This window comes from uncultured Actinomyces sp. (assembly GCF_963526355.1).
Lineage (GTDB): Bacteria > Actinomycetota > Actinomycetes > Actinomycetales > Actinomycetaceae > Actinomyces.
On sequence record NZ_CAUROW010000003.1, the window covers coordinates 95,115 to 105,649 of the forward strand.

Below are 10,535 nucleotides of genomic sequence, written 5' to 3' on the forward strand. Positions count from 1 at the left end.
TCATCACATCAGGCTACCCGCCTCGATACAACCGCTGTGCGGCGTTCCAGCCACCGCCGCACCACCATGAAGACAGTTCCGGCAAGCGCAGCGTGCACAAGGGTGAGCCCGGCCACCTCGGGCGTGGCGAACTCGATCCCGACCCCGGAGTCGATCCAGCCAAGACCGCCCAGAAGCACGCGGTTGATGGTGAGAAACGTGAGATGGAAGGCGATCGCAGAGGTGAGCGCACCCGGTAGTGGGATCCGTCGGGCCGCAACCAGTGTGAGGCCGAAGACGAACAGCAAAGCTATGTAGAAAAAGGGGTCGTTACCGCTCGGCGCCAGAGAGAAGCCCGTCGTTCCGCCCCCTAGAACGAGCGTTGACGTCATTCGAATCAGATTGCTCAACGCCGTACCGAGGCAGAAGAGAACCGTGATCGTCATGGTGGCCGCGAGCGGGCCCCAGCTTTCCCGTAGAGTCGACCACCCGTAGCCGCGCAGCGCGATCTCCTCCGGCAATGCCTCGTACAGCAGCAGGACGACCGCGTTGACTGCGAGGAAGGTTGCGAGCGCCGCCGGTTCGAGGTGATCGAGCCGGGCCCAGCCGATCAAGAACACGGGTGTCCACACAACAGCCCCGGTCCCGACACCGACGGCCACCCCGGTCGCGGCCGCGGCGGGCCAGTGACGTGATAGGCCCATCCCGGCGAGAGTCCTGCGGTCGAGGAGGCGACGACAAGCCACGATCGCGGGAACGACGAACAATGCGACCAGAACTGCCTGAGACACGCGAATGAATGCAGGTCCGGCCTCAGTCCTGGATCCGACAGCCTGTGCGATCGCTATCGAAAGATTCAGCCCCAACGTCCAGATTACCCAGCCGCTGAGCGCCTTTGCGAGAGCCCTGTATCGGCTCATGACAACATCCCTCTCCTACCGTCCGCCCCCTATGGAAACACGATCGTATTACCATAAAGCCGCGTCTCGCAAGATCGGCACTCCTCGCCTGGCAAGGGGGTAGCGGACTGATGACCGCCTTGGTTTCCTCCCTCTGTCGACGAGCAGAGCCCGGGTAGCCTGGTGGGCGTGAGCGAGCACTACTTCACCGCCTCCCCCGCGGTCGAGGCCGAGGAACGCGCCCACCGCTTCATGATCCGCGGCGTGGAGCACGCGGTGGTCACGGCCTCGGGAGTCTTCAGCGCCGACCGTCTCGACAAGGGAACCCAGGTCCTCCTCGACCACGTCCCCGATCCGCCCGAGACCGGAACCCTCCTCGACCTGGGCTGCGGCTGGGGTCCGATCACGCTGGCCCTGGCCGAGGCCGCTCCCGGGGCCACGGTCCTGGCGGCCGATGTCAATGAGCGCTCGCTGGCCCTGACCGCCCGCAACGCCGAGGTCGCCGGCCTGGACAACGTGCGCACCTGCCCGGCCCAGGCACTGTTGGCCGAGCTGCGTCAGACCTCGACGCCGGTGGATCTCATCTGGTCCAACCCGCCGGTGCGCATCGGTAAGGAAGCCCTGCACGAACTCCTGCTGTCCTGGTTGCAACTGCTGTCAGCCGACGGCGAGGCCTGGCTGGTGGTGCTCAAGAACCTGGGCGCCGACTCTCTGGCGACATGGCTGACCGGTCAGGGCTGGGACGTCAGCCGGCAGGCGTCGTCGAAGGGCTTCCGCGTGCTGCGGGTGCGCCATCAGCAGGACAGAGCAGAGGACTGAATCGTCTGCTCATGGTCTAAGGCGACTACCGACGTCGTCGGGCGGCCAGGCGCAGGTCGATGGCGGCTACCGCGGCCGATACGGCAATGGCACAGACGACGGCCAGCAGTCCCGCCTGGGCGGCTGCGTCCCACCCCGAGGAGCGTGAGATGCGGAAGGTCAGGCCCGTGATGGCGGCGATGCCGATGGAGGTGCCGATGCGCTCACCAGTCTGGAGGATACCGCCGGCGGCCCCGGCATAGTCCAGGGGGACGTCGGCCAGAGAGAGGGTCTGGTTCGGGGAGACCACGAGCCCCTGGCCCACGCCGAGCACGAGGAGCGTAAGCGTCAGCCACCAGGGGCTCCAGCCGGCGTGCGAGTGCATGTGGATGATGCCGATGCTTGCGAGCAGCCCGGCCATGCCCACAGCCATGCCTCCGAGCACCATGACACGTCCCACCCGGATGACGCGGCGGCCGGCGACGGCGGCAGCAACCGATCCCGCCAGGGCGGCCGGGACTCCGACGAGTCCGCTGGCCAGAGCGGTCGAGCCCAGGCCGGCCTGAACGTACTGGGCCACAATGATCCACACCGAGGTGTAGCCCAGGAAATAGACGGCGATGGCTAGGCTCCCGTAGGCGAAGGACGGGATGGCCAGGAGGCTGAGGTCCACCATGGGGGCACCGCCCCGGGCGCGGTAGCGCCTCTCCCAGGCCACCCAGGCGCCGATGACACCGATGCCCACCGCCCCCAGGCCCCAGACCCAGGCACCGGCCGAGACCTCCATGAAGGGGATCATGACCAGTAGCGTGCCCGTGGCGAGCAAAACCATACCCACCGGGTCGAGGTCGATCCTGCTCCGACGGGAAGCCCCTCCCCCGCCCGTCTCCCCTCCGTCATGCTCACCGTCACGGCCCGGGTCGTCCTGACGGTGCCAGGAGGAGGCCGGCAGGCAGCGACGCGCGGCCCAGATGCCGAGCAGAACGAAGGGAATATTGATGAGGAAGGAGGCGCGCCAGCCCCTGTCGTCTCCGAGCCAGCCAATGAGCCCACCACTGATCACCGGACCGACCGCCACCGAGACCCCGATGACGGCACCGAAGGCTCCGAAGGCCCGCCCTCTGGCCTCACCGATGTAGTACTGCTGGATCATGCCGGCCACTTGCGGGTTGAGCAGTCCAGAGCCGATCCCCATGACCAGGCGGGCCAGGTTGAGGGTGACGACGTCGGGGGCGAGCCCCGAGGCCAGTGACCCGCCCCCGAACAGAAGCATGCCGATGACGAAGATCCGGCCTCTACCCATGACGTCGCCGGCCCTGCCGGCGGGGACGAGGACGACCCCGAAGACGAGGGCGTAGCCGGAGACGACGAGCTGGAGGCCTGCGGTGCCGGCGCCGAGGTCCTGGGAGACCGCCGGGAGGATGACGTTGACCGAGGAGACGGCCAGCAGCGAGACGAAGGCGGGGATGAGCAGCGTCGGCAGGAGCCCTTTGCGGTCGGGAACAGCAGTGTCGGAGGCTGGGGGATGAGAGTTGGACACGTCGAGAGGCTATCGCGCCCCCGGCCGCTCAGAGCTGTGAGGCCGCGGCGTGCTCGACGTCGTGCTGGACCTGGCTGGGCTCCTCCGGTGCTGGTGTGACCCAGGCCCCGGAGCGGACGTCGACGGCGATCCCGATGCCCAGGGCGATGAGCGCCGGCAGGATCCATCCGGTCGAGTCGTTCCACAGACCGGTGCGTGTCAGCAACCTGCTGGGCCCGTCCCAGCCGGCGGCGGTGATGGCGGAGACGGAGCCGAAAACCCCGGCCGTGATGACGCACCACCGGTAGGCCGCCTTAAGCCGTCCGGGGGCCAGGGCGTCGACGAGCGTCACGGCGACCAGGGCGATGGCGAAGGGGTAGAGGAGGTTCAGCAACGGTCCCGCGATCTTGAGGATGACGCTCAGGCCCAAGTTGGCCAGGATGAAGGAGACGATGGCACAGGCGGCGAGCTGCCGGTTGAAAGAGACCGCCGGCCAGGCGGTGTAGGCGTAGCCGGCCCAGGAGGCCAGCAGTCCCACCGCGGTCGTCAGGCAGGCCAGGATGACGATGGCGGCGAAGATGATGACCCCGAAGGTCCCCAACGTCGAAGAGGCCGCGTTGCGCAGTAGCTCGGTGCCGTCCTTGGTGCTGGTGGTGATCTCCCCGCTGGTGCGGGTTCCCAGCACAGCCAAGCCGATGTAGACCAGGCCCAGCAGCGCCGCGGCGATGCCTCCGGACAGGATGGTGCCACGCACCAGCCTCTTGGGGGACGTCAGTCCGCGCTCACGCAGGGAGGTGATGACCACGATGCCGAAGACACTGGCAGCCAGCACGTCCATGGTGAGGTATCCCTGGGTCAGCCCATTGGTCAAGGGCGCGCTCGCGTAGGGCTCGATGGCCTCGCGCTGCACCCCTCGAGCCATGAGGACGGAGGCCCCGCACAGCAGGGTCAGTAGGGCCAGCAGCGCGGGCGTGAGCCAGCGGCCAACGCGGTCGGCCAGGCGGCGCGGGCGAAGGGCGATGCCGAAGGCAACGCCCATGAAGACCGTCACGTGCGACAACAGGGCCAGGCGGGAGTCGTGGAAGCCCCACAGCTCAAGAACAGGACGGGTCGCCAGCTCGTAGGCGACCGTGGTCACCCGGGCGATGGCGTAGAGCGGACCGATCGTCAGATAGACCGCCAGCGGCATGACCAGGCCAAATCGGGGCCCCACCCGGCGGGCCAGGCCGAGGATGCCCTCACCGGAGGTGGAGACGGCCACCACGGTGATGAGGGGCATGAGCACCCCCGTGGCAATGAAGCCCGCCATCACAGGGATGAAGGACCTGCCCGAGGCGGCCCCCAGCAGGGGCGGGAAGATGAGATTGCCGGCCCCGAAGAACAGGGCGAAGAGCATCAGACCGGTGGGCAGGATGGTGCCGACGGCGGAGCGGCTGGATGTCTGGGACATAGCGGTGATTGGTTTCTCTTCTCGGATGCGGCGTCAGTGCGACGTCCGGGAACTGCTGGGTGGCGGATCTTCAGGCTGTCAGGCGATGGTGACATGTCCGGTGACGGTGGCCGGTCCGGTCAGCAGCACGGTGCTGTCCCCGGCCAAGGGATCAACGCCCACGTGCACCCCGATCTCTCCTCCGGGTAGGAGGAGCCGGTAGTCCTCAGGAGCGCCCGGGCCGGTCCATGCGTGAAGAGCGACGGCGACGGCGCAGCAGCCTGTTCCACAGGATAGGGTCTCACCCACTCCACGCTCCAGAACACGCATGCGGGCGATGCCGACCGGCGCCCGGGTGTCGGGATCGATCTCCTCCCCCAGCGGCACAACCAGCTCAAGGTTGGTGCCGGCCTCAGGAGGAGGGTCGTAGACGACCGGGGCGGCGGAGTCGGTCAGCCCGGCGAAGGTGGCCGCCTCAAGCTCGCTCTCCTCCCCCAGAGCGACGACGGTGTGGGGGTCGGGGATCTCCATGCTCAGAGCGGCACGCTCACCCCTCAGGCCGGGGACGACAACGGTGGTGTCCCAGCCCTCATCCTGCGCCTGACAGGGGCGGGTGAGGCGGACCGCCCCCATGTCCACGGTCCACAGGTCTCCCATGCGGGTGATGGTGCGTGCCCCGCCGCGCGTGCCGATGGTGATGGACTCGCCGTCTGCGATGGGACGCAGGCCCTCAGCATCCAGGACGTGGGCGAACAGGCGGGTGGCGTTACCGCACGTCTCGGCCACGGATCCGTCGGCGTTGTAGTGGTCCATGAACCACTCGGCCTCGGGCACGGCCGCGGCGAAGGCCCCGGCTCCGGGCAGGGAGGTGGTCCGCACGATGCGCACGAATCCGTCGGCACCGATGCCGCTACGGCGGTCGCAGACCGCTGCGATGTCGGCGCCGCTGACAGCGACCTCGCAGCTGGGGTCGACCAGCATGAGGAAGTCGTTGAGGGTCGCGTGGCCCTTGATAAGCTCACGACCACGAAGACCTGTCGAGTGCGGCATGGCCCCTAGCCTAAGCGACGCCGCCGACGGCGAGAACGAGCTGCCATGCCTGCCTGGTCACCCGGGAGCGCTCCGCGTCGGTGCAACGACCGTCCTCGGTGAGCTCGACGTCGATCCAGCGCACTCGCGGGTCGCGGCGGAACCACTTGATCTGGCGGGAGGCGAGCTGGCGGGTGGCCAGGGCAGTGGAGGCAGTGGCCTCGGGCACGTCCATGGTCCCATCGATGACCGCGAGCGCCTGGGCGTAGCCGATGGCGCGCGGAGCGGTCTCCCCTTCTCGGATGCCCTGGTCGATGAGGGTCTCGACCTCCTCCACGAGACCGCGTTCGAACATGGCGTGGGCGCGGGCATTGATGCGCAGATCCAGGAGCCGGCGCTCGCAGCGCAGGGCGATGTGGACGGTGGGGACCACGTCCTCATAGCGGGGCAGGGATGCGGAGAAGGGACGCCCGGTGATCTCGATGACCTCCAGCGCGCGCACGATCCTGCGGGTGTTGGAGGCCTCGATCTGCTCGGCCGCCACGGGGTCGAAGGCGGCGAGCTCGGCGTGGAGGGCGGAAGCACCCTCTTGCTCGGCGCGTTCGGTCAAGCGGGTGCGGACAGCCGGATCCGTGCCGGGGAAGTCGAGCCCATCGGTCAGGGCCCGCACGTACAGACCGGAGCCACCGGCGATGATCACCAGGTTTCCCCGGGACTCGACGCCCTCGATGTCGCTGCGGGCGACCCGTTGGAAAGCGGCCACGGAGGCCCGGTCCCTGACGGAGAGGACATCGATCTGGTGGTGGGGGACGCGGACCCGCTCGACCAGGGAGGGCTTGGCGGTGCCGATGTCCATCCCCCGGTAGAGCAGGGAGGCATCGGCGTTGATGATCTCGGCGCCGTCGGACAGCCCACCAGCCTGCGCCTGGTCGGCGAGAGCGAGGGCGAGGTCGGACTTGCCGGTGGCGGTGGGACCCACCACGGCGACCCGCGCCAGCCGAGGAGTACTGGAAGCCGTTGGGCTCACGGTGCTCAGATCTCCGGCAGGAGGGGACCCACCAGGCTGAGCGCCTGGGTGCAGGCGGACAGCGCTGTATCGAGGTGGAGGCGCAGCTGGGCGTCGGTGACCCCGGCGGACAGGTCGGTGAGGTAGGTGGCCCGTACCAGTGGCCCGATGGGGGTGTCGACGACACCGACTGTGGGGAAGAACTTGTCGCGGTTCCAGTCGTTGACGCTGGCGGCGATCTCACCGCGCTGGGAGGCGGGGGCGGTCTCCTCCCAGTCGCCGGAGACCAGGAGCCAGCCATCATGGCCCTCAGGGATCTCGATGACGAAGGGGAAGGAGTCCCAGGTGCCCAGGAGGCAGGGGTGCTCACGGTCGTCGGCCAGCTGGACCTTGTACTCCATGGGGCCGGTGAGCATGGACTCGATCCTCGCCAAGGTCAGCGCCTTGATCGTCTCATCAGGCGTGTCACGCGTCTCTGAGGGGGGATTGTCCGGCCGGAGTGATCTGCTCGACCAGGTGCGTGAGGCGCCAGGGTCCTGCGCCGACGCGATTGCCCCAGCCGACCCCGATCTGTCCGATGGGCCCGCGGCCTCCGCTGTGTCGGTGACTCCCACCGAGTCCGGCGAGGCTGCCGATGGCTCGTCCTGACAACTCTGCACACGGCCCGGCCGGTCGCTTGTCAGGCGGCCTCCCTGCTGGTCCAGCGCCCGCACGTCCCACTCCTTGCCCAGGAGCCGTGCGATGAAGTCGGTGAGACGTTGCAGTCGCGGCATCAGGGCTCCAGGCTTCCGCGCAGCTCATCGGGGAACTGCTCCTCGGCCTCGTGCATGAGGGCGACGATGAGACGGCACCCGCCGAAGACGAAGTCCTCGAGCTGCCGGTCGGTCATCCCCGCCTCGAGAGGGTAGGTGTACTCGCCGTGAAGACGCACGACTCCGCCGTCGGCGACGGTGAGGTAGGCCTTGGGGCCGATACGGGTGGTGTTCCAGTCCTCGACCAGGGCGCGCAGCTGGGCCAGGTGCTCGGTGTCGGCGATACGGTGCCAGATCCCGCGCATCTGGACAGCCCTGGTGTCCTGAAAGATGGCGTGGACGGTGACGTAGCGCCACGGGATACCGATGTCGCCCTCGTCGTCGATGAAGTAGCGCAGCCCCAATCGCTTGACGCACTCGTGGATACGGTCGACGTCCACGGGCCTGGGGACCGTGGCGGCGGCAGCAGAGCTGGCGTCGAAGCTGGGCATGCTTCCCAGCCTAGCGGGGCAAGCGGTCTGCTCCCCACCGCATCCCGCCCCGCTCCACCGTCAGCGCAAAACAGACGGGGCCCTAGACGGGGGCGCCCACCCGCAGAGTGGGCAGGCCCAGGCTCACCGGGGCGGTGTCGGGCTCAGGCGTGGCGCAGGCCTCGGCCTGACGGCGCTCCCAGGCGTCCCCGGCGCGGGTGCGCCGCACCTGGAACAGGGCGGGGCCGTCGTCGAGCCAGAGGCGATCACCGGGCTTGAGCGCCTCGTTAGCGGCTGTGGCGACCGGGTCCGGCTCCCGCCCGCAGCGGGCGGAGTCGGCAATGAGGTTATGGGGGGCACCATGGGTGACGCGCACACTCACCATGTCACCGGGACGCGGGGCCCCGCCGGCGTAGTCATCCTCGGCCAGGCCTTCAGGCAGGGCGACGTGCACGAGCCGGTTGTCGGCGGCGCGCCCGGAGATGCGGGCGGTGGCCGAGTCCCGACGCCCCTCGCCCTCGGCGACGAGCACCTCCACGACGCGTCCCTCCTGGCGCTCGTTCTCCTCGCGGGTGATGCGGCGCACAAGCGCGTCGAGCCGCCGGTAGCGGTCCTTGACGACCTCGAGCGGGACCTGGTCGTCGCGGTCGGCGGCGGGGGTGCCGGGGCGCGGGGAGTACTCGAAGGTGTAGGCCGAGGCGAAGCAGGCCTGCTCGACGACGTCGAGGGTGGCCTGGAAGTCCTCCTCGGTCTCGCCGGGGAAGCCGACGATGATGTCGGTGGTGATGGCGGCCTCGGGCATGACGGCCCGGACCTTGTCCAGGATGCCGAGGAAGCGCTGGGCGCGGTAGGAGCGGCGCATGGCACGCAGCACCCGATCCGAGCCGGACTGCAGGGGCATGTGGAGGCTGGGCATGACGGCCTCGGTGTCCGCCATGGCCTCGATGACGTCATCGGTGAAGGCGGCCGGGTGGGGACTGGTGAAGCGCACGCGCTCGATGCCCTCGACTCCGCCGGCCGCTCGCAGCAGCTTGGCGAAGGCTCCGCGGTCGCCGAAGCCGACTCCGTAGGAGTTGACGTTCTGTCCCAGGAGGGTCACCTCGATGGTCCCCTGGGCTGCGACGGCCTCGACCTCGGCCAGGACGTCGCCGGGGCGGCGGTCGCGCTGCTTGCCGCGCAGGGAGGGCACGATGCAGAAGGTGCAGGTGTTGTTGCAGCCAACCGCGATGGAGACCCAGGCCGCGTAGGCGGACTCGCGGCGGGTGGGCAGGGTGGAGGGGAAGACCTTGAGGGTCTCCTCGAGCTCGACGGCGGCCGCCGAGTTGTGCCGGGCGCGCTCGAGCAGGGCGGGTAGGACGTCGAGGTTGTGGGTGCCGAAGACGACATCGACCCAGGGGGCGCGCTCGACGATCCCCTCCCCCATCTGCTGGGCCAGGCACCCGGCCACGGCGATCTGCATTCCGGGACGCGCGCGCTTGACGGCGGCGAGCTGGCCCAGGTTGCCGAAGAGCCGGGTGGCGGCGTTCTCGCGCACGGAGCAGGTGTTGATGATGACGACGTCGGCACCGCCGTCACCGGCGTCGGTGGCGCGGGCGGCCGCCTCGGGCACGTCCTCGACGTGCAAGTAGCCGGCCCCTTCCAGCAGGCCCGCCATGCGCTCGGAGTCGTGGACGTTCATCTGGCAGCCGAGCGTGCGCACGTGGTAAGTGCGCGGCAGGGCGCCGCGGGCGTCAAGAGCGGGGGCGGTGGTGGCGAGCGTGGTCATCGCCGAGCAGTGTAGGTGGCGGTGGGGCCCTGCCCCAGCCCTGACGGACCGTCGTGACCAGATGCACGCCGGGGCGGGGCCACGAGCCCTGATGAGTAGCGGAGAGGCCCGCCTCAGGACTTCTTGCGCGAGGCGATCTTGGCGTCGTTGCGGGTTGCCTGGGCGAAGGCCGCGCCCGGAGCCGCCACGGACCCGAAGGAGGCCAGGTCACGGCGGAAGACGACGGCGGCGAACCAGTCCATCATGATGCGCACCTTCCGGTTGAGAGTGGGCATCGCGTAGACGTGGTAACCGCGGTGAGCGGTCCAGGCGGTGAAGCCGCGCAGGTTCTGACCCATGATGCGGGCCACGCCCTTGCCGATGCCCAGGGAGGCCACGGTGCCCAGGTTCTCGTGGGCGTAGACGGCCAGCTGCGGTACGCCCTGCCCACTTGGTCCGTCACCCTCGGCCCGCCCGGTCAGGGTGGCCACGAGGTTGTCGGCGAGAATGGCGGCCTGGCGCACGGCGTGCTGGGCGGTGGGGGCGCAGGTGGCCTGCGGGTCCTCGCTGGTGAGGTCGGGGACGGCGGCACAGTCGCCGGCGGCCCAGGCCCCGGGGACGACTTCGCCGTCGCGGGCCACCTGAAGGGTGGGCAGAGTGGTGACGCGGCCACGCGCCTCGACGGGCAGGTCGGACTCGCTCAGGACGGGGGCGGCCTTAACGCCGGCGGTCCACACGATGGTGTCGGCATCGAACTCAGTGCCGTCGGACAGGACAACGTGCCCGTCGACGCAGGAGTTGAGGAAGGTGTTGAGTCGCACGTCGATGCCGCGCTCGCGCAGCTGCTCCAGGCCATAGCCGGAGAGCTCCTCGGTCAGCTCGGGCAGGATGCGGCGCGAGCCCTCCACGA

Annotated in this window: 10 protein-coding genes; 1 reads left to right on the forward strand and 9 read right to left on the reverse strand. The window is 69.4% G+C overall.

Features of this window, described 5'->3' with window-relative positions:
• Positions 1-8 precede the first annotated feature (8 nt).
• On the reverse strand, positions 9-899 hold the full coding sequence (locus RWR81_RS02100; RefSeq protein ID WP_314453685.1) for a hypothetical protein: 891 nt from the start codon (positions 897-899) through the stop codon (positions 9-11).
• 168 nt (positions 900-1,067) lie between these two features.
• Between RWR81_RS02100 and RWR81_RS02105 the strand changes: the two genes are divergently transcribed.
• Complete coding sequence (locus RWR81_RS02105; protein WP_314453687.1) at positions 1,068-1,697, forward strand: methyltransferase; 630 nt, start codon at positions 1,068-1,070, stop codon at positions 1,695-1,697.
• Positions 1,698-1,722: 25 nt separating this feature from the next.
• Here the strand turns inward: RWR81_RS02105 and RWR81_RS02110 are convergent, their stop codons facing one another.
• The 8 genes from RWR81_RS02110 to RWR81_RS02145 all read right to left on the reverse strand — a co-directional run.
• Complete coding sequence (locus RWR81_RS02110) at positions 1,723-3,216, reverse strand: MFS transporter (protein ID WP_314453690.1); 1,494 nt, start codon at positions 3,214-3,216, stop codon at positions 1,723-1,725.
• Positions 3,217-3,244: 28 nt separating this feature from the next.
• A complete protein-coding gene (gene brnQ / locus RWR81_RS02115; RefSeq protein ID WP_314453693.1) occupies positions 3,245-4,645 on the reverse strand; it encodes a branched-chain amino acid transport system II carrier protein in 1,401 nt (466 codons plus the stop codon).
• 78 nt (positions 4,646-4,723) lie between these two features.
• Positions 4,724-5,674: a diaminopimelate epimerase gene (locus RWR81_RS02120; protein ID WP_314453697.1), complete on the reverse strand. Its 951-nt coding sequence runs from the start codon at positions 5,672-5,674 to the stop codon at positions 4,724-4,726.
• A gap of 10 nt (positions 5,675-5,684) precedes the next feature.
• Complete coding sequence (gene miaA, locus RWR81_RS02125) at positions 5,685-6,680, reverse strand: tRNA (adenosine(37)-N6)-dimethylallyltransferase MiaA (RefSeq protein ID WP_314453699.1); 996 nt, start codon at positions 6,678-6,680, stop codon at positions 5,685-5,687.
• A gap of 5 nt (positions 6,681-6,685) precedes the next feature.
• Positions 6,686-7,432, reverse strand: a complete 747-nt coding sequence (locus RWR81_RS02130; protein WP_314453702.1) for a YbjN domain-containing protein — start codon at positions 7,430-7,432, stop codon at positions 6,686-6,688.
• Positions 7,432-7,902, reverse strand: coding sequence for a YbjN domain-containing protein (locus RWR81_RS02135; protein WP_009398566.1), 471 nt, complete (start codon positions 7,900-7,902; stop codon positions 7,432-7,434). The genes RWR81_RS02130 and RWR81_RS02135 overlap by 1 nt, the downstream gene beginning before the upstream one ends.
• A gap of 82 nt (positions 7,903-7,984) precedes the next feature.
• Positions 7,985-9,646 carry a tRNA (N6-isopentenyl adenosine(37)-C2)-methylthiotransferase MiaB gene (gene miaB, locus RWR81_RS02140; protein WP_314453705.1) on the reverse strand — a complete coding sequence of 554 codons (1,662 nt, stop codon included), beginning with the start codon at positions 9,644-9,646 and terminating at the stop codon, positions 7,985-7,987.
• A gap of 113 nt (positions 9,647-9,759) precedes the next feature.
• Positions 9,760-10,535 (reverse strand): FAD-dependent oxidoreductase (locus RWR81_RS02145; RefSeq protein ID WP_314453708.1); only part of this gene is annotated, 776 nt, incomplete at its 5' end.